The organism is Comamonas endophytica (assembly GCF_023634805.2).
In the GTDB taxonomy this organism is placed as follows: Bacteria; Pseudomonadota; Gammaproteobacteria; order Burkholderiales; family Burkholderiaceae_C; genus Comamonas; species Comamonas endophytica.
The window spans coordinates 288,279-308,563 of sequence record NZ_CP106882.1 but is presented as its reverse complement, the minus strand read 5'-3'; the positions used below and the strand labels follow the sequence as shown (position 1 = coordinate 308,563).

The window sequence follows — 20,285 nt, the reverse complement described above, 5'->3', positions numbered from 1 at the left end:
CTGCCGCTCCTCAATGCACGGCGTTAGGCACGGCGTTAGGCACGGCGGTAGGCACGGCGGCAGGCGCGGCGGCACTGCCGAGCGCGCAGCCATAGAGATCCTTGGGGTCGTCCATGCGCACGATCAGGTCCAACGGCTGCCCCAGGTTCAGCGCGCTCGCGGTCTGGTGCAGGTAGCGCAGCGCCGACAGGTCTTCGAGCGCAAAGCCCACCGAGTCGAAGACCGTGATCTCGTCGTCCGAGCGCCGGCCGCCGCCATCGAGCAGCTGCCACAGCTCCACCACGGGAAAATCCGCGGGCATCTGCTGCACTTCGCCTTCGATGCGCGTCTGCGGCGCATATTCCACCGCCACCGTGGCGCGCTCCAGGATGCCAGGATCGAGCTCGGTCTTGCCCGGACAGTCGCCCCCCACCGCGTTGATGTGCATGCCGGGCTCCACCATGTCCAGCGCCAGGATGCGGGCGCGGGACTTGTCGGCGGTGATGGTGGTGACGATATCGGCGCCAGCCACCGCCTCGCGCACCGAGCCCATGGCCCGCACCTGCAGCCGGCCTGCGCGCACGTAGGGCGCAAGATTGGCCATCATGCGCTCGGTGGCCGCGGGGTCCACGTCATAGGCGCGGATCTCGCGGATGCCCAGCGCCTGCATGAAGGCAATCGCCTGGAACTCGCTTTGCGCGCCGTTGCCGATCAGCGCCATGCTGCGGCTGTCGGCGCGTGCCAGCTGCCGCGCTGCCACGACCGAAGTCGCCGCGGTGCGCAGCGCGGTGGTGATGGTCAGCTCGCTCAGCAGCAGCGGATAGCCGGTCGCCACCTCGGCCAGCACGCCGAACGCCATCACCGTAGGCAACCGGCGCAGCGGATTGCGCGGGTGGCCGTTGACATACTTGAAGGCGAAGTATTTCTCGTCCGAGACCGGCATCAGCTCGATCACGCCCAGGGACGAGTGGTTGGCGGTGCGCGCGCATTTCTCGAAGCTGTGCCAGCGCCGGAAGTCGTCGCGGATGCCATCCGCAATGCGCTCCATCATGGTTTCGGCGCCGACCTGCGCCAGCATGCGCTGCAGTTGTGCAACGCCCAGGTAGTTGGTCATTTTTGCCTCCTGCCGCCCCGCGCGGCTGCCGTTCCAGTCTAGGACGCGCATGCATGCAGCAAACGCGCAAAACCGCTGCCGGCACAGCCGAAACGGCTGAAGGCGCGTCCCGGCTCAGCCGCTTCGGCGCGGCGCGCCGAGCAGCGGAAAACCGCTGAATTCCTTGACCGTCTTCAGCTCGGTGCTGGTGACGATCTTCTCGATGCCCAGCAGCGGCTGGTCGAGCCAGGCATTGGTGAGCGCGTGATAGTGCGCCAGGTCGCGGCAGCAAAAGCGCACCAGATAGTCGAAGCGTCCGCTGACCAGATGACAGGCGACGACCTCGGGGCAGGCCAGCGCGTGGCGTTCGAAGAGCGCGGCGGTGGCGGGCCGCTGGTCCTTCAATGCAACCTCGGCAAACACCGCGGCATGCGCGCCCAGCAGCGCGCGGTCGAGCTCGGCGTGGTAGCCGCGCAGATGGCCCTGCTGCTCCAGCGCGCGGATGCGTGCCAGCGTGGCGCGCGGGGAAAGGTGCACGCGCTCGGCAATGGCGCGCGCGCTGCTGCGGCCCTGCCGCTGCAGCAGCTCGAGGATCTGGTAGTCAATGGCATCCAGCGGCATCGGGCCTCCTTGCGGGCTGGCGAACCCGCGCCCGCTCAGCTTATCAGTCCCGCGCTGCGGCATGGCAGCAGCTTAAGAAAATAGCTATTCAGGATCGTCGATTACAAGGCAAGGTCTATGCGGGAGATAAGCTGGCCAGCACAACTCAGGGGCTGGGCATGATGAGCAAAGGACCCGCGATTTTCCTGTTTGCATGGGCTTGGTGCGCCGGCGGCGCGGTCCATGCGCAGCCGACAGCCGGGCAGCAGCTCGAGCAGCAGCAGATCCAGCGCCAGCAGGAACGCGACAAGGCGCTGCGCGAACGCATGCTGCCCGAAGCCGATGCGCTGCCCGGGCCGGCTGCGCCAGTGGCATTGGAGCTGCCCGAGAACGAGTCGCCGTGCTTTGCGCTGCACGCGATCCGCATCACGGGCGCGCAGTCCGGCGCGCTGCCCTGGCTCGAAACTGCAGCGGGCCTGGATCTGCAACGCAGGCCGTGCATTGGCGCCCAGGGCGTGCAGGTCATCCTTGCGCGCATGCAGCATGCGCTGGTGGAGCGCGGTTTCATCACCTCGCGCGTGCTGGTGGGGCCGCAGAACCTGCAGGACGGCGTGCTGGAGATCGCGTTCATTCCCGGCGTGCTGCGCGAGGTGCGCCTCAGCCCGGACAGTCCCGCAAATGCCTCGGTCTTGGGCGCACTGCCGTCCCGCCCCGGCGCGCTGCTGCAGTTGCGCGATATCGAGCAGGGGCTGGAAAACCTCAAGCGCGTGCCGACCGCGGATGCCGATATCGAGATCGTTCCCAGCGAGGGGCCGGAGGCCTTGCCCGGGCAAAGCGATCTGGTGGTCAGCTACAGGAGGGCAAGGCCCCTGCGCATGCAGCTGGCGCTGGACGATGGCGGGACCCGGTCGACTGGCAGGCTCCAGGGCACGGCCACCCTTTCCTGGGACAACCCGCTCCAGCGCAACGATCTGGCCTATCTGAGCCTGGGCCGCGGCCTGCGCGGCGGCGAGCGCCGCGGCACGCGCAATGCGGTGGTGCACTATTCGGTGCCGCTGCACTACTGGCTGCTGGGCCTGACGGCGTCCAGCAACCGCTATCACCAGACCGTGGCGGGTGCCTACGAAGACTACCGCTACAGCGGCAGATCCAGCCAGATCGATGTCCGGATCGGCCGCATCATCCACCGCAGCGCGACCACCCGCACCACCGCCAGCGTGCGCGCCTTCCATCGCGCATCCTCCAACTTCATCGACGACACCGAAGTCGAGGTGCAACGCCGGCGCACCTCGGGTTACGAGCTGGGCCTGGCACAGCGCAGCTATCTGGGCACCGCGGTATTCGAAGGCAGTCTGGCCTTCAAGCGCGGCACCGGCGCGTTCGGCGCATTGCGCGCGCCCGAGGAGCCCTGGGGCGAAGGCAGCTCGCGCATGAAGCTCCATGTCGTCGACCTGGCGTTGTCGCGGCCCTTCACGCTGGCGGGCACGCGCCTGCGCTGGTCCACGGCCTGGCATGCCCAGTGGAACGGCACGCCGCTCACGCCGCAGGACCGTATCGGCATCGGCGGTCGCTACACGGTGCGCGGCTTCGATGGCGAGAGCACGCTGCTGGCCGAGCGCGGACGCTACTGGCGCAATGAGGTCGCGCTGCCGCTTGCCGTTGGCGCCGAAGCCTTCGTGGCGCTGGACACCGGCCGGGTCAGCGGGCCGTCGGCGCAGTACCTGGCCGGGCGCCCGTTGACCGGCGCGGCGCTGGGACTGCGCGGCACGGGGCGTGGCCTTTCCTATGAGCTGCTGGTGGGCGCACCGATCAGGAAGCCGGAGCATTTCCAGACGGCGCATGCGCACCTGGCTTTCAATCTCGTTTATGGCTTCTGAGGAGGTGCTATGGACCGGCATCTTTTTCGTGTCATCTTCAATCGGTCGCGGGGCATCCACATGGCGGTTCAGGAAACAAGCGTCGGCGGCCATGGGAATGCCCGCGCCGGCAGTACCCGCAGTACCCGCGCGCGTGGCTTTGCCCTGAAGCGGCTGGCCGCGGCGCTGGCGCCGACGCTTTGCATCCCCGTGAGCGGGGCGCAGATCATTCCCGAGCGCTCGGCGCCCGGCTCCCAGCGCCCGACGGTGCTGAATTCCGCCAACGGCACGCCCACGGTCAATATCCAGACACCATCGGCCGCGGGCGTTAGCCGCAACCGCTACCAGCAGTTCGACATCGGCGCTAAGGGCGCGATCCTCAACAACAGCCGCACGCCGGTGCAAAGCCAGATCGGCGGCAGGCTCCAGGGCAACGAGTGGCTGGCCCGGGGCAGCGCGCGGGTGATCGTCAACGAGGTCCAGTCGCAGGCAAGCTCGCGGCTGATGGGGCCGCTGGAAGTCGCCGGGCAAAGGGCCGATGTGGTCATTGCCAATCCCTCGGGCCTGGTGATCGACGGCCTGTCCTTCTTGACTTCCTCCCCAGCCTGAAGGCAGGGGGATTCCTACGGCGCCATGCAGGAGGCAAGCAGACAGGCAGGCAAGTGGGCGGGCGAGTATTCCAACAAGAGAGAAGCCGAACTGCTTCAAAGTGCCGCTGGCGCGGAAGGCGCTGAAAAAGACAGTCTGACCCAGGAGGCAAAGAATTGGGGCGAGTGCGGTATCAAGCGCACCGGCATGCATGCCCTGGGCGGGGGGCTTACCGCCGGCCTTGGTGGAGCATTGGGAGCAGGCGCCAGCTCATTGGGCACCCCGGTGCTGGCCGAGGAAATCGCAAAACTGGATTTGCCGTTCGATTTCAAGCTGGCATTGGTGCAGGGTGCCGGTGCAGGGCTTGGGGCTGCGATTGGAGGCAAGGAGGGAGGGGCGGCGGGATTCAACGAGGCATCAAACAATCATATTGTTCTTCTGGCACTGGGACGGGTAGTTGAGGTTGCGTTGCGTATGGGGCCTGGCGGATTATCTGCAGCCCAGGTTGCGGTCGTGCAGCGCTGCATCGGTAATCCATCCTGCAAGGCAATGGTAGAGTCCGCCTTGCCGGCAGGCGCGCTGGCGTGGTTTGCTGGATAAAATATGCCGGGCAGCCCATTACAGAGCCTGGCGGATCAGTTTCCTGGTTATGCCGGCGGAAATCAGCCGGATATTGGGCCAAATCATACGGGAAACAATGATTTGGACAATCCGGTAGCGGGAGGTTCGTCGACGGAGTTTCCTGCGGAAAAGCCAATTTATCCCTCGCATACTGGTGGTGATCAAATGAACGGGGGAGTTGAGGGGCAAGGTGTTGGCGCCACGCCAATGCCTGAGCCGCAGGTTGACCTCCTCATGCTTGCTGCACCTGGAGAAGTAAAAAAGGCAATAAATTCCGGACTGCAGGAAACAATGGGTAGTCTGCCGACGGCAGAACAGCGGAAAAAATCCAGCAATTCGATTGGTACGTATGAAAATGGAACACCTGAAGATATGCAAAGGGTGTTTGATCGGCTAGGTCTAAAGAATGTTGAAGATATTTCTACTACTTATGGCTTGGGAAAGCGTGAAAAACTGGCAGATTACGTAGAGGTTGTTATTAGGCCTGGGAGCAGCGCTGGCGCACCGACTATGCAAATAATTGTTATAGACGGCAACAAGAAAAGAACTATTCAAGAAATACGTTTTGGCAGGGGGCAGAAATGATAAATCAAATAGATGTTGTGCGGAAATTCCCGCTATTGGAGATAGAAGCGATTGACAAGGTTGAGAGGGGGATTTTGGATCAACTTGAAGGGAGTGTCAGGGGATTTGATGAAGTGCGGCTGGATTGGCTTGAGCCTAAAGGCTGGAAGGTATGCTATTCGCGCGAAGGTAGATTTGGCTGGTCTGATGTCGTAAGTTTGATTAGATACTGCAAAACAAAGGAAATTGAAAAATTGCTTGCACTTTCCATATTTTTCATTATGGAAAAAAAATTCTTCCAAGGCAAGAGTTTTTAATGCAGGTTGGAATGGGATATCGCAGGCATTGTGGGGGGTCGGGCCACAAAGAAGTGTTCCTGGATTCAAAATTCTGGATGGAGCTTGGTTGGAGTCGTTTTTGATAACTCCATATCATGATGAAATATGTGAATTTCTATTGATACGTGATGTTGGCGAGGGAGTTGTATTGGCAGGGCCTGAAGATTTTCTGGAGCACATGGTATCCCGTTCCAAAGACGATTGGTTTATGGGGAACTCTTTGGAATTCCGTCGCGAAGAGGAGGTATTCAAAGCGCAGAAGGATAGGAAGACTGCCATTCGCGAAGAAAAAATGAAGCGAGGTTGAAGTCTGAAAAAATCCCAGGTCTGCACTGCGAATGAAAGAGCGCAGACGCTGAAATTAGTACAAGGCTGGCGGCGCAGTGTTACGCCGGAACCAAGAAGGCTGACGCCTAATCCAGCACCCGGTTGCGCGACTCGATATCCACCGTCCAGATGGCCGCCGCTCCCGCCGCCAGCATGCCCGCCAGCACGAACAGCGACAGCGTGAAATGCGTGGTCATGATCGGCGCGATGATGGCCGGTGCAAACAGGCCACCAAAGCGCGCAACCGCGCCGGCCAGGCCCATGCCGCTGGCGCGCAGATTGGTGGGGTAGACCTCGGGCGTGAAGGCATATAGTGCTCCCCAGGTGCCCAGCAGCGCAAAGCTCAGCAGCAGCGTCGAGCCAACGACCACGGGCGTGCTGGTTCCCAAGCTGTAGAGCAGGCAGCCAATGGCGCTGAGCAGCAAAAAGCCGATCAGCGTGGGCTTGCGCCCCCAGCGCTCCACGCCATAGGCGGACAACGCAAAGCCCGGCAGCTGCACCAGCGCCAGCACCACCAGGAATTCCTGGCCACGCATGAAGCCAAAGCCTGCGCCGGAAAGCTCAATCGGCAGATAGACAAAGACGCCGTAGTAGGCAATCGAGATCAGCGCCCAGGCCAGCAGCAACCCGATGCTGCGGCGGCGCAATTCGCTGGAAAACAGCGCAAAGGCCGAGCGCCGCTGCAGCGCCTCGGGCTGCAGCGCACCAATCGATACACCGCTCCCGTTGGTGTCTGCCACGCGCTGCAGCACCGCGCGCGCCTCCTCCGATCGGCCGTTGCGGTTGAGGAACAAAGGCGACTCGGGAATGTAGAAGCGCAGCACCACGCCGATCAGCGCCGGTATGCCGGTCACGAAGAAGATCAGCCGCCAGGCATCGTTGCCCCAGGAAACGGCAATCAGCGACAGGATCGCCAGGAAGATCGTACCCACCGCCCAGAACGATTCGAGCATCACCAGCCAGCGGCCGCGGCGCTGGCTGGGCAGGAACTCGGCCATCATGGTGTAGTCCACGGGCAGCGTGCCGCCCACGCCGATGCCGGTGAGAAAGCGCAGGACCAGCAGCCAGGCCAGATCGGGCGCAAAGGCCGAGGCCACGCCCGCGCAGGCGTCGAGCAGCACCGCCAGCAGCAGCACCGGGCGCCGGCCGATGCGGTCGGCAAGGCGGCCGAAGGCAAAGGCGCCGACCAGCATGCCGATGAAGAACAGCGTCCCGGTACTGAGGGCTTCGGGCAGGGTGATGCCGAAGCTCCTGGCAATGGACGGGGCGCTGAAGCCGATCGACAGTACCTGCATCGCATCGGCCAGCCAGACCAGCCCGAAGATCACGAAAAGCCGGTACTGGAACTTGCCGACGCCGGCGCTTTGCAGGCCGGCTTCCACCGAGATGAACGAAGAGGGCGCGGAAGATTGCATAACAGGGCACAGCCTTGGAGCGCGTCTGGGACGCGCCGGGCAGCGAGGTCAAAGGTGCCTATCATCGCCGACCGCGCTCTGACTGCAAGCGCAGGGGCCCATTCAGCCCAGCAGGCGCCAGCCAGCCAGCGCCGCAGCGCAGAGCGTGATACCCGCAGCCAACAGTTGCAGCAGCGCGATGCGATGCGCATGCTGCAGCGTTGCGCCAACGCGCTCCAGGGCGGTCTCCAGCTCGGCACGCAGGGTGTCGGCCGAGGCACTGGCACTGTCTTGCACCGCTTGTGCCAGCGCATTGCGGGCCGCGGCCAAAGCCGCGTTCAGGCTGCGCTCGGCCTTGTCCCGCGCGTCCGCGCTCCAGCGCAGGCTCAGGGTTTCCAGGGCCTGCTGGTACTGGTCGAGCTGGGCCTGCTGGGCTTCGAGGCCGTCCTGCAGCACGCGGCGGTGGATGGTGTGCAGCACCAGGATGGGATCGTCGGGCGACAGCGCGACATGGTTCTGCGCGGCCAGCTCTTCAAGCAGCGTTTCGATGGGGGTGAATGCATGCGCCATCACCGCACCATTGCCATGTCGAGTTGGGCAAACAGCGCGCGCTGCAGCTGCTTCATGCGCTGGCGCTCCAGGAGGCCGTGCTCCGGCATGGCCATGGCCTCGTCGAAGGTAAGACGCTGCTGGAGCAGCCCGGCCAGGGTGCGGCCGTCGGTTGCCGGGTTCAGCGCCGGCAAGCGCAGCAAGGCTTGTATGCGGCGCCGGTGCTCCTGGTAGGCGGGCAGTGCTTCCACTCCCTGGCCCTGGTGCGAAAGCGCGCCCCAGTACGGGTTCAGCCACAGCACGAAGCGTGTGGCTTCGGGCCACCGCGCTGCCAGTTGCGCAAAGCCGTTCAGCGTATCGAGGAACGCCGGCCCGCCCGCCACCAGCGTATGCACGACCCAGCGGTGGCAGATGCGCGCCAGCCGGTCGCGCGCGCGGGGCCCGGCAAGGTAATGCAGCAAGGGCAGGCAGGCGCTGGCGCTGCTGTCCACGACCACGTTCCGGGATGTCTGCGCAATGCGCTGCAGCATGGCGTCAAATGCCCGTGCATCGAAGAAATTGCTTGCATGCCATGGGAGCGTCTGCACCGCCAGGCCCCGGTAGCCAGAGAGTGTTGCATTCACCGGATCGACGTCGATGCATAGCGGCTCGGCGCCGCCGCGCGCGAGGAACTGCGCCAGCAGCGCAGCCACCAGCGACTTGCCTGTGCCTCCCTTGGCTTGCATCACGCAATGCACCTTGGCCATGTCAGTCCTCCGCAAATCGTGGCTGGCATTGTGCCGTGCTTTTATTCGTTATATGCGATAAATCACCGGAATCTGCGGGTTTTGCCGGGCTGCCTCTGATAGCGAAATTTTTAGCGGCTAAAAAATTCAGCACAAACGATAAATCCATTGTCGATGTCGCGGGCATGACACCGAAATATTTCGTTATAACGAACTGGCGTGGCTATACTCCCGCCCCAGACGGGGTGCAGGTCATGTCCGCCGCCTCCTGCAAAAGCCCGCAAAGGGCCATGTCCAAAGGCCGCTCATGATGAAAGATCGCTTCAACAACGCAGTGGGGCCCCAGGTCAGGGCAGGCCAGGCACGCCCTGGCAAGGTGGTTCCGCTCCTGGCACTGGTGGCGCTGCTGGCCGGAGTGCAGGCCGCCACGCAATTCCTGGCCCATGACCTGCAATACCACCCGTCCCTGGGTGCGCATTGGCGCCAGCTGTATCCGCCGTGGGGCATCGTACTGTGGGCGGCGCAGTGGTATGGCCACTATCCCGATGTCTTCCTGCGCGCGGCCAGCGCGGGCATCTTGCTGGCGGGCGGCGCGCTGGTGGCGCTGGCTGTCATGCGCATGCTGCAGGCCAACTCCGCCCGGCCCAGCGCCTACCTGCATGGCTCGGCGCGCTGGGCCGATGCGCGCGACATCCGGCGCGCGGGACTGATGCCGGGCGCGCGCCGCTGGAGCGAGCGGCTGCGCGGCCTGCCTGGTGGGAGCGGTGAGGGCGTCTACGTCGGCGCCTGGGTCGATGCGCGCGGCGCCATGCATTATCTGCGCCACAACGGCCCCGAGCATGTGCTGACCTATGCGCCCACGCGCTCGGGCAAGGGCGTGGGGCTGGTGGTGCCGACGCTGCTGTCGTGGCCGCACAGCACGGTGGTCACCGATCTCAAGGGTGAGCTTTGGGCCATGACGGCGGGCTGGCGGCAAAAGCATGCGCATAACAAGGTGATCCGCTTCGAGCCGGCCTCGCCCGACGCCGGGCTGTGCTGGAACCCGCTGGATGAAATCCGCATTGCCACCGAATACGAGGTGGGCGACGTGCAGAACCTTGCCACGCTGATCGTCGACCCGGACGGCAGGGGGCTCGAAAGCCATTGGCAGAAAACCAGCCAGGCGCTGCTGGTGGGCGTGATCCTGCATGTCCTCTACAAGGCCCGCGCCGATGGCACGCCGGCCACCCTGCCCGCCGTGGATGCCATGCTGGCCGACCCCACACGGGACACGCGCGCGCTGTGGCAGGAAATGACCAGCTATCCACATTGCGCGGGGAAGGCACATCCGGCAGTTGCCAGCGCGGGGCGCGACATGCTGGACCGTCCGGACGAGGAGGGCGGTTCGGTGCTGTCCACGGCCAAATCCTATCTGGCGCTCTACCGCGACCCGGTGGTGGCGCGCAATGTCAGCCACTCCCAGTTCCGCATCAAGGACCTGATGCACCACCGCAGCCCGGTGAGCCTGTACATCGTCACGCAGCCCAGCGACAAGGCGCGGCTGCGGCCGCTGGTGCGGGTCATGGTCAACATGATCGTGCGGCTGCTGGCCGACAAGATGGAATTCGAGCGCGTGGAGGTGGCGGCGCCCGGACGCTGGTGGCGCATCGGGCGCGCGCCGGCCACGGCGATGGTGCGCGCGCGCCAGGCTTATCAGCATCGGCTGCTGGGGCTGCTGGACGAGTTTCCCAGCCTCGGCCGGCTCGAGATCCTGCAGGAGTCGCTGGCCTTCGTCGCCAGCTACGGCATCAAGTTCTACCTGATCTGCCAGGACGTGAACCAGCTCAAGAGCAAGGAGTCCGGCTATGGCCCCGACGAAACCATCACCTCGAACTGCCATATCCAGAACGCCTATCCGCCCAATCGCATCGAAACCGCCGAGCACCTGTCGAAGCTGACCGGCCAGACCACGGTGGCCAAGGAGCAGATCACCACCAGCGGCCGGCGCACCAGCGCCATCCTGGGCCAGGTTTCGCGCACCACGCAGGAGACGCAGCGGCCGCTGCTCACGCCCGACGAGTGCCTGCGCATGCCCGGGCCGAAGAAAGACGCGCAGGGGCAGATCACCGAGGCCGGCGACATGGTGGTCTATGTCGCAGGCTTTCCCGCCATCTATGGCCGCCAGCCGCTGTTCTTCCAGGACCCGACCTTCGCCGCGCGCGCCGCCGTGCCCGAACCCGCGGCCAGCGACGTGCTGCGGCCGGTACGCGCGCTTGCGGCAGGCGAGGAGGTGGCACTGTGAACGCCCCCAGGCAAGGCATGCCGCGGCTGCGGCGCCTGTCGCGCGCAATTGCCCTGGCAGCCATGGCGCTGCTGCTGGGGGCTGCGGCCTGCGGCCTGGCAGGGCTGCGCATCAATACCAGTCCCAGCATTCCATTGGGCCTATACCGCATGAGCGGCATGCCTGTGGCGCGTGGCGCCCATGTGCTGCTTTGCCCTGCGCAGACGCCTGCCTTTGCGCTGGCGCTGCAGCGCGGCTATCTGGGTGCGGGGTTCTGCCCCGGCGGGTATGGCTATTTGATGAAGCAGGTGGCAGCCGCCGGAGGCGATGAGGTGGGCTTTGCCATGGAGGGCGTACGCGTCAACGGGCGGCTGCTTGACGCAAGCGCCGCATTGCCGATGGACCAGGGCGGGCGGCGCCTGCCGCGTTACCCGCAAGGCACCCATATCCTGGGCCCGGACCAGGTGCTGTTGATGTCCACCCGCCGCACGGCATGGGATGCGCGCTATTTCGGCCCGGTGCCGTTGGCACAGGTGGAAGGCGTCATCGTGCCGCTGCTGACCTGGCAGCACCGCTGAAGCCCGCCATGCACAGCCACTTCCATTTCCCACCGCCGCGCCGCCATCCGGCGCGGCACCACGTATTTGCAGATAAGGCCTGGGCCTTGCCAGGCCATATCTGCAAACCCCGGCGATTTTCGCCATCACTACCCAAAGGAGCAAATGTCATGACCCAATACAAGAAGCCTCTGTCGTTCGAGCCCACCGGCAGAACCGCTGACGAGCTGCGCGCCATCGTGCGCGAGAAATTCCTCGATGCGCTCACTCCGGGATTCTGTGTGGAATTCGATCCAGAGGAAGCCGAGTTCGCCGGCGCGTTCGTCGAAGACGCACTGAGCCTGGAGGATGTGCTGGCCAGCGCCGTCGACATGAAGGACGCCAAGCCCTGAGGGCTGCGCCCGCAAGGGCGCGACGCCCACCGCCATGCCTGCCTTATCTGCCCTATCTGCCTTATCCGCCATGTGGCCGCAGAGCCATGAACAGGAGACAAAGATGGAATTGCAAAAGCCGTTATATGAAACCGTGGCCGAGAGATTGATCACCCAGTTGGAGGCGGGCACGGCACCCTGGCAAAAGCCCTGGCGCGACGGTGAGCCACCGAGTTTTCTTCCCGTCAACCCCAGCACGGGCAAGCGCTATAGGGGCTGCAATGCCGTTCAGTTGATGAGCAAGGGGTATGCAGACCCGCGCTGGATGACCTACAAGCAGGCCGAGGGCTTGGGTGCCCAGGTACGCCCAGGAGAGACCGGCACCACGGTCCAGTATTGGCAGTTCGACGAGAGAGCCGGCCCGGCAGCCGCGCAGATGATCCTCAAGGAACGGCCGCATGTATCCATCGCCACGCTTTTCAATGCCGAGCAGATCGACGGCCTGACGCCGATGGTGCTGCCGCCGCAGAAGTGGCATCCCATCGAGCGCGTCGAGCAGATCCTGCGGGCATCCGGCGCGGATATCCAGCATGAGGAGAGCAATCGCGCGTTCTACGACAGTGACGCCGACAGCATCCATCTACCCCTGCGCGAGCAGTTCGCCACGCCCGCACAGTACTACGCGATTGCGCTGCACGAACTCGGTCACTGGAGCGGCCACCCGTCGCGTCTGGACCGCGACCAGGTGCATCCTTACGGCAGCGAAGGCTACGCCAGGGAGGAACTGCGTGCCGAGATTGCCAGCATGATGCTTGGGGAGGAACTGGGCATCGGGCACGATCCGGGCCAGCACGCGGCCTATGTGGACAACTGGATGATGCTGCTGCGCAACGATCCGCTGGAAATCGTCCGCGCGGCCGCAGATGCCGAGAAGATCCAGGATTATGTGCTGGGGCTCGAGCAGCAGGAGCAGGAGCAGGAGCAGCAGGCTACGCAGCAGGCGCAGGCGCCCGCGCCTGCGGCAGTCAAAGCCGAAGCCGCTTCGCTGCGCGACCCCTTGGCGCCGCGCGCCACTTTCCTGCATGTGCCTTTCGAAGAAAAGGAAGAGGCCAAAGCCCTGGGCGCCAAGTGGCACCGCCAGGCGCAGGCCTGGTTCGTGCCCGCGGGCGTCGATACCGCGGCTTTCTCGCGCTGGAGCCATCCCAGGCCTGTGCCGGCCGGGCAGGAGCGCCAGCTGCAGCCCGGCCGCGAGTATCTGGCCGTGCCCTATGGAGAACGCAAGGCGGCCAAGGCCGCGGGTGCCGCGTGGGATTCGATGGCCAAGTCCTGGTATGTGGGCCCGCGCGGCGATGCGCAGAAACTCGCGCGCTGGCAGCCCGGCAATGTGGACCACGAGCAGAGCCCGGCCATGCGCCCGCACGAAGAGTTCGCCCAGGCGCTGCGCGCCATGGGCTGTGTGGTGGGCGGCGAGCATCCGGTGATGGATGGCAAGAAGCATGAGATCGCAGTCGAGGGTGGGGCGCAGGGCGAGACCAGAGGTTTCTATATCGGGCACCTGGACAAGCGCGCGAGCGGCTATATCAAGAATCTCGACACCGGCATCGAGATGCAGTGGAAGTCAAAAGGTTACAGGCTCGAGCGTGATGACAGGAAACGCTTGCTGGCAGAGGCCAGTGAAAGCCTGCAGGCGCGCACCGCTGCCCGGCTGCAGGCCCAGGAGCAGGCGGCGGAACGCGTTCGCAAGCAGCTGACCGAGCTGCAGCCCGTGGCCCGCCCCACGCCCTACATGCAGGCCAAGGGCCTGGCCCCGCAGCCAGGGATCTTCACCGACCGCGAAGGCAGGCGCACCTGCGTGCCGGTCATCGATGTGCAGGGCCGGCAATGGTCCATGCAGACCATCGAGGCAAACGGCAACAAGCACTTTGCGCCCAAAAGCCGCAAGGAGGGGTGTTTCCATGCGGTGGGCGGGCTGGACGCGTTGGCGAAGGCGCCTGCGCTGGTCATTGGCGCCGGGTATGCCACTGCGGGCAGTCTGTCGCAGTCGCTGGGCTTTGCCACCGTGGCTGCGCTCGAGCCCGCCAACCTGCCGGCCGTGGCCAAGGCCCTGCATGCGCGCTTCCCGGACAAGCCGGTGGTCATTGCCGCCGACGATGACCGCCACCTGGAGCTCACGCAGGGCATCAACCCCGGCAAGGCCAAGGCCCATGAAGCTGCCAAAAGCACGGGCGCCACGGTGCTGGTGCCGATTTTTGCCGCGGGCGAGAACACCTACCCGGCGCATCTGCCGCCCATCACGCCGCTCAAGTACCGCGAGCACCTGCGCACGGGCGATGCCCTGAGCGAGGAGCAGGTGGACGCGCTGGAGCAGATGAAGCGGGCGACCAGCTTCAACGACCTGGCCAACCGCAGCGTCCTGGGCAAGGAGGCGCTGGACCGCCAGGTGCGCACGTTGGTACAGGATGCAGTGGCCAGGAAAAGCCTGCAGGCAGTGGCGCAGCAACAGGCGCAATCGGCGGCCCGGAGCAGCGGCCTGCGCCTGGGCTGACGCCGGCATGGCTCGGCAGCACCGAGCCTTCCAGGTCAGCGCACAGCGGCGTACTGCGCTGCTGTGCGCGGCGGCGCCATTGCCCCTTGGGACGGCGTGGCGCGAGCTGCTGCCACCGGATCCGGTTTGCGCGCGACGGGCTGGCGAGCATTCACGTCACATGCGTGACGCCGTTTGCCATGGGGCAGTGCTCCAATATTTTCATCGGGTGGCTCGGGCGAGCTGCCCGCCACTTCACAAGGACACCCATGTTTGCAGAACCCTCCGAGAAAACCCGCGATCTGCTTCAGCGATTGAACGCGTTTTTTGACGAGCACATCTATCCAAACGAGGAACGCTACCTGCGTGAGATGGAGGGATTGCGCCGCGCGGGCAATGCCTGGCAGGTGCCGCCGTTGATCGAGGAGCTCAAGCCGCTGGCACGCGCCGCAGGGCTGTGGAACATGTTCCTGCCGCACGAGTACCGCGGCGTGCCCGGCATTTCCAATCTCGACTACGCGCCGTTGTGCGAGGTGATGGGCCGCGTGATGTGGTCGGGTGAGGTCTTCAACTGCTCGGCGCCCGATACCGGCAACATGGAAACCATCGAGCGCTACGGCACCGAGGCACAGAAGGAGCAGTGGCTCGAGCCGCTGCTGCGCGGCGAGATCCGCTCGGGCTTTCTGATGACCGAGCCAGCCGTTGCCTCGTCGGATGCCACCAACATCGAATGCACCATCCGGCGCGAGGGCGGCGAATACGTGATCAATGGCCGCAAGTGGTTCTCCTCGGGCGTGGGCAGCCCGCACTGCAAGATTCTCATCGTCATGGGCAAGACCGATCCCGAAGCGCCGCGTCATGCGCAGCAGTCGATGGTGCTGGTGCCGCGTGACACTCCGGGGGTCACGGTGCTGCGCCACCTGTCGGTGTTCGGCTACGACGATGCGCCCCATGGGCATATGGAAGTGCTGCTGGAGAACGTGCGGGTGCCGGCTGAAAACATCCTGCTGGGCGAAGGCCGCGGCTTCGAGATTGCCCAGGGGCGCCTGGGCCCCGGCCGCATCCACCATTGCATGCGTTCGATTGGCGCCGCCGAGCGCGCGCTGGAGATGATGTGCGACCGATTGAACGCGCGCGTCGCCTTTGGCCGTCCGTTGTCGGAGCAATCGATCTGGCACGAGCGCATCGCCGAGTCGCGCTGCCTGATCGATCAGGCACGCCTGCTCACGCTCAACGCCGCCTACAAGATGGATACCGTGGGCAACAAGGAGGCGCGCGCCGAGATCGCCATGATCAAGGTGGTGGCGCCCAACGTGTCGTGCAAAGTGGTCGATTGGGCAATCCAGGCCCATGGCGCGGCCGGCGTGAGCCAGGACTTCTGGCTGGCCGAAGCCTATGCGCACCAGCGCACCGTGCGCATCGTCGATGGCCCCGATGAGGTCCACCGCAACGCCATTGCCAAGCTTGAGCTCGCCAAGCGCGCGGCAGCCCGCCAGGAGTGACCCGTGCCAGCGCGATGCGCTGGCACTACCGGCTTGCGAACCCTCCGGATGGAGGGTTTTTTGATGGCCGCAAGCGGGGGGTTGCGCCTGCATGTGGTTTCCAGGGATCGGCGGCAGCATCGATCTGCTGGCATGAAACTTCAAGGCGGTCTGGCCCGGCTGCTTTCATGCATGAGGCAAGCTTCCAGGGCAAGACACGGCTTGAAAATGGGGTGAAAAGCACGGCCATCGCATGCCATGTGGAAGAGGCCATATTCTGGTGAGCACGTCGCAGGCCGCCGAAAAAGGTGGGTTCACGGTCATGCCGCACCAGCCAGAAGGCTGCGGCGCAGCGACAGCGCAAAGCAGTCGCTGAACCACTGAAATTTAGCGGCTAAAGGGATTCTTGGGCAGCCGCTTCGACACTCGGCACAGTGCGTCCACAAGTGACAGGTTCCGGCCGTAATTCGCCGCTACCGGCTTCATGCCGAAGCCTTTTTCCTGGTCCGTGAGCAGCTTCGCCGCTGCCCCCGAACCGGCATAAGGGGAGCAGTATGCGAAAGATTTTTTCGAAACTTCACTGCACAGTGGCAGTGTTTGCCACGCTGGCTTTTTGCGGCACCGTTCATGCACAAGACATCCCAATGTTCCTGCGCGATGTCGTTCTAGGTTCTCCACAGGCCCGCGCCAAACTGGAGCATCGCATACAGCACCTGGCAATGGCGCGCGAGCTTGCCTACCGGACATTGGTGCTCAACAGGTGCGCCAGGTTCCGCGAAATGGCGGCGCAGGCACGGTTTGACGCATTCGCAGAGGCCATTCTCCAGGGTATTGGTTCGTCCGATCCGCAGGCGCTCACTGTTTTCACGGCCGATGACCAGCTGCGGATGGCAAGGATGCAAAACACCTTGACAGCTGCACAGATCGGCCTGATTCGCCGCATCATGGATTCGCCCCGATACGCTGATTTCGTGGAGTATCTGTCGTTCGAGAGCGCGGAAACGGAAATTGCTGCTGGGTTCATGGATCCCAGCACGGGACAGAAAGCTCCCTGGATGGCAGCCGCGGCATTGGCATATCTGCGCCAGAGCAGATTCTTCCTCCTGCTGCTGGCCGACGTCAGCGCAGCCGATCGCGCCCTGCTTCAGAGCCACAAGCTCGATGGGACCCGGCCAAGCGATCTGACGGCCGTTGACGATGGGTATCTGCAGGCGTTGACAGCCTTGTTCGAGAGGCAGCTTGAATCCGCTTCGCTGCGAAAAAAATCCCTGCCGAAATCAGATCGTTGCTGGCCCTCTACGAGATTCTCGACGGCGATGCGATGAGAAGCATCACCGTCTTGCCGGCAGAGATGATCCCTGCGCAGATGGCGCGATGCAGATCGAAAGACGCTGGCCACTGCATTGGCATGAAGTGGCTGGAGTCGGCGATCGCCACAAGACAGAAGCTTGAAAACAAGAAGTATCAAATGGCCGCCGGCATCATGCGTGACAAGTTTCCCGATCTATGCAAGCCGGGCTTGACAAAAGCTTATTCAGGGCAACCTGAGCCGGGCCACGGCACCGCGAAATAGAGCGCCGACGCCTTGGACCTGCCGGCACCATGCCTGGGCTGCAGCGGCGCGCAGGCGTGCAGGCAACTGCAACCGCAGACACAGGCGTTTCAGGCAGGCAGCACAGGCTCCCCAAGGGCCTGTGCCAACGGCCGCTTAGGCGCCGACGCTGCCCGTCACCGGCAGCACGATGCCGGTGATGTAGCTTGAGCAGGAGGGAGCGGCCAGGAACACATAGGCCGGCGAGAGTTCCTCGGGCTGGGCAGCGCGGCCCAGGTCGGTGCTTTCGCCGAATTTCTCCAGATCCTCGCCGCTCTTGTCTGCGGGATTGAGGGGGGTCCACACCGGGCCGGGCGCCACCGCGTTGACGCGGATGCCCTTGTCCACGAGGTTGGAGGCCAGCGCCTTGGTGAAGGCATGGATCGCGCCTTTGGTGGCCGAGTAGTCGAGCAGTTGCTTGCTGCCGCTCAGGCCGGTGACCGAGCCGGTGTTGATGATGCAGTCGCCCCGGGAAAGATGCCGCAGCGCAGCCTTGGCCATGTGCATGTAGCCGAAGATATTGGTGCGGAAGGTTTCGTCGATGCGCTCTTCGGTCAGGTCTTCGAGCGACTCGGCATGCTCCTGGAAGGCGGCATTGTTCACCAGGATGTTGAGGCCGCCAAAGCGGTCCACCACTTGCTGCACTGCCCGGGCGCAGAACTGCGCGTCCTTGACGTCGCCCGAGATCGCCAGGCTCTGGCCGCCTTCGGCTTCGATCAGCGCGCAGGTCTTCTCGGCATCCTCATGTTCACTCAGGTAGCCAATGGCCACGTTTGCGCCTTCTCGCGCGAACAGCACTGCCACCGCACGGCCGATGCCGGAGTCGCCACCGGTGATGAAGGCCGTCATGCCCTGAAGCTTGCCGCTGCCCTTGTAGCCAGGGGCGTCATAGTGGGGCTGTTGCTGCATCTGGCTTTCGTGACCGGGCTTTTCCAGGTGCTGGCCGCTCATGGGCGTGGTGGGCTCCTCGCGGTGCGGGCCTGGCGCTGCTGCGGAGGACTTGCTTTTCTTGGGCTTCTTGTCCGCAGCGTCCTGCTTGGCCTGGATGTCCTTTTGCTTGGCAACGGTCTTTTCTACGGCTCCGGTCTCCTGCTTGCTCTGGGAACCCTTGGGTTTGGCAAGCTTCTTTTCCGCGGGGGCATTGGATTTCTTGTCGGTTTTCTTCATGGCGGTTTCTTCCTGAAAAAATGGCTGGAGCTGGAAGCTGCAGGGCGCAGCATGCTCGTTGTGGAGGGACGCTGCCGGCGACCGGAAGGCTTTGCAGGGCGGCGCTGAAAACCAATGTAGTCTCTGGACAGACGCGCTCCTGTAGGAAAACAGCGGCCATCGGGACCCTTGCCGACCGGCTTCGAGCGCGTGCCCACCGGCGCTGTGGATGCCGGTTTTTGCGTTTAAGCTTGCCGCATGGATGCGCGACTCTGGACGGTGTATATCGATGGCAGCGCCTTTCCCAACCCGGGACGGATGTGCATTGGCGGCATAGCCCATGCGCCCGATGGCAGCTCCCGGAGCTTCAGCCAGGCGCTGGCGGGGTCCGGCTGCAACAACGAAGCCGAGGCGCTGGCAGCGATCCACATGCTGCAGTGGCTGCATGCGCAGGGCGCGCGCGCGGTGCTGCTGCATACGGACAGCAGCATCCTTGCCGAGCAACTGGGCCGGCCAAGTCCGAAGCGCATCGAGCGCCTGGCTGCCGTCTACGACCAGGCGCGCGCTTTGGTGCCACTGTTCGACAGCCTGCGCGTGCAATGGATTCCACGCCACAGGAATGCGGTTGCCGATGCGCTGGCGCGCGCCGGTGCGCTGCCGGCAAATGCCGATCGACAGGCCTGAAACAAAAGCTTACTATTTGGGGCCCACTTCGCGGGTGCTCGAATAGGGACTGAAGCCATGAAGATTTCACTGGTTGTGCTGGGAGCCGCTGCATTGCTTGCAGCCTGTTCCTCTCTGCCAAGGCACGTGTATGTAAAGGACGGGGCCTCGGCCCGCGACATGGAAGCTGCCAAGGCCAAATGCAACTACCAGATCCAGTTGCAGAAAATTCCACTGGTCGAGCAGTCCGGCCTGTTGGACCTGTGCATGAAGGGCGAGGGCTACAGGCTCGAGCGGGTGCGATGAGCGGTGCCGGAAGCGGCGTCTGAGCAGGGCAGGCCAGGAGCCCGCAGGAGGCAGGGCGACCAGCGCAAGCGCTTGGTCCATGTGAAACACCGCACCGAAGGTAAATGATAGTGAAAATCATTTACGGCATATACTCGGTTCCTTGCTGCACCGCCCTTGCGGCGCGGACCCTGATTCCCGATCCCTTTCCTGCCCCGTGGTCGCACGTTATTACCGAGAATTGCTGAGGTTCCTGCAAGGCGCCGTCAAAGACCGCGAGACCGCAGCCGAGCTGGCGCAGGAAAGCTATGCGCGGGTGCTGGCTGCGCAGCGGTCGGGCGAGACCATTGCCGAGCCGCGGGCGCTGCTCTATCGCACCGCCCGCAACCTGGTGATCGACCAGCACCGGCGCAACGAGGTGCGCGGCATCCATGCAGTGCAGGAGAGCGCGGATGCCGACGAGGCGGTGGGGCCCGAGGCCAGCGAACCCGAGGCGGCCGCGATGTCGGCCCAATCGGTGCAGGCGCTGCTCACGGCCATTGCCGCCTTGCCGCCGCGCTGCCGCGAAGCCTTCATACTGCACAAGTTCGATGGACTGTCGCAAGCCGAAGTCGCGCGGCGCATGGGCATTTCCGTGACCATGGTCGAGCGCCATCTCAAGCTGGGCATGCAGGCCTGCCGCGCCTGCCAGGAAAAGATGCAGGGCATGGAGCCGAAACAATGAGCCGCGGCCCACTTCATTTCCCGACGGGGTTGGGTTTCTTGCGTTCCAT

General features: G+C 64.4%; 20 protein-coding genes and 1 pseudogene. 15 read left to right on the top strand and 6 right to left on the bottom strand.

Annotation, left to right across the window (positions count from 1 at the left end; translation table 11 throughout):
- Positions 1 to 10: 10 nt before the first annotated feature.
- Positions 11 to 1,093: an ornithine cyclodeaminase gene (locus M9799_RS18395; protein ID WP_231043789.1), complete on the bottom strand. Its 1,083-nt coding sequence runs from the start codon at positions 1,091 to 1,093 to the stop codon at positions 11 to 13.
- A gap of 114 nt (positions 1,094 to 1,207) precedes the next feature.
- Positions 1,208 to 1,693, bottom strand: a complete 486-nt coding sequence (locus M9799_RS18390) for an Lrp/AsnC family transcriptional regulator (RefSeq protein WP_231043790.1) — start codon at positions 1,691 to 1,693, stop codon at positions 1,208 to 1,210.
- Between the two features lie 161 nt (positions 1,694 to 1,854).
- Between M9799_RS18390 and M9799_RS18385 the strand changes: the two genes are divergently transcribed.
- The 5 genes from M9799_RS18385 (at position 1,855) to M9799_RS18365 (ending at position 5,946) form a co-directional block, all read left to right on the top strand.
- A complete protein-coding gene (locus M9799_RS18385) occupies positions 1,855 to 3,549 on the top strand; it encodes a ShlB/FhaC/HecB family hemolysin secretion/activation protein (protein WP_231043791.1) in 1,695 nt (564 codons plus the stop codon).
- 9 nt (positions 3,550 to 3,558) lie between these two features.
- Positions 3,559 to 4,137 carry a two-partner secretion domain-containing protein gene (locus M9799_RS18380; RefSeq protein WP_231043792.1) on the top strand — a complete coding sequence of 193 codons (579 nt, stop codon included), beginning with the start codon at positions 3,559 to 3,561 and terminating at the stop codon, positions 4,135 to 4,137.
- 24 nt (positions 4,138 to 4,161) lie between these two features.
- On the top strand, positions 4,162 to 4,716 hold the full coding sequence (locus M9799_RS18375) for a hypothetical protein (RefSeq protein WP_231043793.1): 555 nt from the start codon (positions 4,162 to 4,164) through the stop codon (positions 4,714 to 4,716).
- Between the two features lie 3 nt (positions 4,717 to 4,719).
- The gene (locus M9799_RS18370) at positions 4,720 to 5,322 is read left to right on the top strand and encodes a hypothetical protein (RefSeq protein WP_231043794.1); all 603 of its coding nucleotides are present in this window, start codon (positions 4,720 to 4,722) and stop codon (positions 5,320 to 5,322) included.
- Positions 5,323 to 5,559: 237 nt separating this feature from the next.
- Positions 5,560 to 5,946, top strand: coding sequence for a hypothetical protein (locus M9799_RS18365; protein ID WP_231043795.1), 387 nt, complete (start codon positions 5,560 to 5,562; stop codon positions 5,944 to 5,946).
- A gap of 106 nt (positions 5,947 to 6,052) precedes the next feature.
- Here M9799_RS18365 and M9799_RS18360 read toward each other — a convergent pair whose 3' ends face one another.
- The 3 genes from M9799_RS18360 to M9799_RS18350 form a co-directional block, all read right to left on the bottom strand.
- The gene (locus tag M9799_RS18360) at positions 6,053 to 7,381 is read right to left on the bottom strand and encodes an MFS transporter (RefSeq protein ID WP_231043796.1); all 1,329 of its coding nucleotides are present in this window, start codon (positions 7,379 to 7,381) and stop codon (positions 6,053 to 6,055) included.
- Between the two features lie 102 nt (positions 7,382 to 7,483).
- The gene (locus tag M9799_RS18355) at positions 7,484 to 7,930 is read right to left on the bottom strand and encodes a conjugal transfer protein TraM (RefSeq protein WP_231043797.1); all 447 of its coding nucleotides are present in this window, start codon (positions 7,928 to 7,930) and stop codon (positions 7,484 to 7,486) included.
- Entirely contained in the window at positions 7,930 to 8,655 is a 726-nt protein-coding gene (locus M9799_RS18350) for a nucleotide-binding protein (RefSeq protein WP_231043798.1), read from the bottom strand. The genes M9799_RS18355 and M9799_RS18350 overlap by 1 nt, the downstream gene beginning before the upstream one ends.
- 289 nt (positions 8,656 to 8,944) lie before the next feature.
- Between M9799_RS18350 and M9799_RS18345 the strand changes: the two genes are divergently transcribed.
- From M9799_RS18345 to M9799_RS18315, 7 genes and pseudogenes are all read left to right on the top strand, one after another.
- Positions 8,945 to 10,915 carry a type IV secretory system conjugative DNA transfer family protein gene (locus M9799_RS18345; RefSeq protein WP_231043936.1) on the top strand — a complete coding sequence of 657 codons (1,971 nt, stop codon included), beginning with the start codon at positions 8,945 to 8,947 and terminating at the stop codon, positions 10,913 to 10,915.
- Complete coding sequence (gene traF / locus M9799_RS18340) at positions 10,912 to 11,472, top strand: conjugative transfer signal peptidase TraF (RefSeq protein WP_231043799.1); 561 nt, start codon at positions 10,912 to 10,914, stop codon at positions 11,470 to 11,472. The genes M9799_RS18345 and traF overlap by 4 nt, the downstream gene beginning before the upstream one ends.
- Before the next feature lie 149 nt (positions 11,473 to 11,621).
- Positions 11,622 to 11,825: pseudogene (locus M9799_RS18335) on the top strand (hypothetical protein); the annotation flags it as partial.
- A gap of 121 nt (positions 11,826 to 11,946) precedes the next feature.
- Positions 11,947 to 14,367, top strand: coding sequence for a zincin-like metallopeptidase domain-containing protein (locus M9799_RS18330; protein WP_231043801.1), 2,421 nt, complete (start codon positions 11,947 to 11,949; stop codon positions 14,365 to 14,367).
- 248 nt (positions 14,368 to 14,615) lie between these two features.
- Positions 14,616 to 15,848 carry an acyl-CoA dehydrogenase family protein gene (locus M9799_RS18325; protein ID WP_231043802.1) on the top strand — a complete coding sequence of 411 codons (1,233 nt, stop codon included), beginning with the start codon at positions 14,616 to 14,618 and terminating at the stop codon, positions 15,846 to 15,848.
- 623 nt (positions 15,849 to 16,471) lie between these two features.
- Positions 16,472 to 17,152, top strand: a complete 681-nt coding sequence (locus tag M9799_RS18320; protein WP_231043803.1) for a hypothetical protein — start codon at positions 16,472 to 16,474, stop codon at positions 17,150 to 17,152.
- Entirely contained in the window at positions 17,113 to 17,400 is a 288-nt protein-coding gene (locus M9799_RS18315; RefSeq protein WP_231043804.1) for a hypothetical protein, read from the top strand. The genes M9799_RS18320 and M9799_RS18315 overlap by 40 nt, the downstream gene beginning before the upstream one ends.
- A gap of 135 nt (positions 17,401 to 17,535) precedes the next feature.
- Here M9799_RS18315 and M9799_RS18310 read toward each other — a convergent pair whose 3' ends face one another.
- On the bottom strand, positions 17,536 to 18,585 hold the full coding sequence (locus tag M9799_RS18310) for an SDR family oxidoreductase (RefSeq protein WP_231043805.1): 1,050 nt from the start codon (positions 18,583 to 18,585) through the stop codon (positions 17,536 to 17,538).
- A 237-nt stretch (positions 18,586 to 18,822) separates the two neighbouring features.
- Here M9799_RS18310 and M9799_RS18305 point away from each other — a divergent pair, with 237 nt between their 5' ends.
- From M9799_RS18305 to M9799_RS18295, 3 genes are all read left to right on the top strand, one after another.
- Entirely contained in the window at positions 18,823 to 19,248 is a 426-nt protein-coding gene (locus M9799_RS18305) for a ribonuclease HI family protein (RefSeq protein WP_231043806.1), read from the top strand.
- 57 nt (positions 19,249 to 19,305) lie between these two features.
- On the top strand, positions 19,306 to 19,533 hold the full coding sequence (locus tag M9799_RS18300) for a hypothetical protein (protein ID WP_231043807.1): 228 nt from the start codon (positions 19,306 to 19,308) through the stop codon (positions 19,531 to 19,533).
- A 196-nt stretch (positions 19,534 to 19,729) separates the two neighbouring features.
- The gene (locus tag M9799_RS18295) at positions 19,730 to 20,236 is read left to right on the top strand and encodes a sigma-70 family RNA polymerase sigma factor (RefSeq protein ID WP_231043808.1); all 507 of its coding nucleotides are present in this window, start codon (positions 19,730 to 19,732) and stop codon (positions 20,234 to 20,236) included.
- Positions 20,237 to 20,285: the final 49 nt, after the last annotated feature.

Excerpts from the sequence above, each read along its gene's own strand:
- M9799_RS18385 (WP_231043791.1), top strand. The coding sequence starts at position 1,855 with ATGAGCAAAGGACCCGCGATTTTCCTGTTTGCATGGGCTTGGTGCGCC.
- M9799_RS18375 (WP_231043793.1), top strand. The coding sequence starts at position 4,162 with ATGCAGGAGGCAAGCAGACAGGCAGGCAAGTGGGCGGGCGAGTATTCC.
- M9799_RS18330 (WP_231043801.1), top strand. The coding sequence starts at position 11,947 with ATGGAATTGCAAAAGCCGTTATATGAAACCGTGGCCGAGAGATTGATC.
- M9799_RS18395 (WP_231043789.1), bottom strand. The coding sequence starts at position 1,093 with ATGACCAACTACCTGGGCGTTGCACAACTGCAGCGCATGCTGGCGCAG.
- M9799_RS18345 (WP_231043936.1), top strand. The coding sequence starts at position 8,945 with ATGAAAGATCGCTTCAACAACGCAGTGGGGCCCCAGGTCAGGGCAGGC.
- M9799_RS18325 (WP_231043802.1), top strand. The coding sequence starts at position 14,616 with ATGTTTGCAGAACCCTCCGAGAAAACCCGCGATCTGCTTCAGCGATTG.
- M9799_RS18305 (WP_231043806.1), top strand. The coding sequence starts at position 18,823 with ATGGATGCGCGACTCTGGACGGTGTATATCGATGGCAGCGCCTTTCCC.
- M9799_RS18370 (WP_231043794.1), top strand. The coding sequence starts at position 4,720 with ATGCCGGGCAGCCCATTACAGAGCCTGGCGGATCAGTTTCCTGGTTAT.
- M9799_RS18310 (WP_231043805.1), bottom strand. The coding sequence starts at position 18,585 with ATGAAGAAAACCGACAAGAAATCCAATGCCCCCGCGGAAAAGAAGCTT.
- M9799_RS18390 (WP_231043790.1), bottom strand. The coding sequence starts at position 1,693 with ATGCCGCTGGATGCCATTGACTACCAGATCCTCGAGCTGCTGCAGCGG.
- M9799_RS18300 (WP_231043807.1), top strand. The coding sequence starts at position 19,306 with ATGAAGATTTCACTGGTTGTGCTGGGAGCCGCTGCATTGCTTGCAGCC.
- M9799_RS18350 (WP_231043798.1), bottom strand. The coding sequence starts at position 8,655 with ATGGCCAAGGTGCATTGCGTGATGCAAGCCAAGGGAGGCACAGGCAAG.
- M9799_RS18360 (WP_231043796.1), bottom strand. The coding sequence starts at position 7,381 with ATGCAATCTTCCGCGCCCTCTTCGTTCATCTCGGTGGAAGCCGGCCTG.
- M9799_RS18355 (WP_231043797.1), bottom strand. The coding sequence starts at position 7,930 with ATGGCGCATGCATTCACCCCCATCGAAACGCTGCTTGAAGAGCTGGCC.
- M9799_RS18380 (WP_231043792.1), top strand. The coding sequence starts at position 3,559 with ATGGACCGGCATCTTTTTCGTGTCATCTTCAATCGGTCGCGGGGCATC.
- M9799_RS18320 (WP_231043803.1), top strand. The coding sequence starts at position 16,472 with ATGTTCCTGCGCGATGTCGTTCTAGGTTCTCCACAGGCCCGCGCCAAA.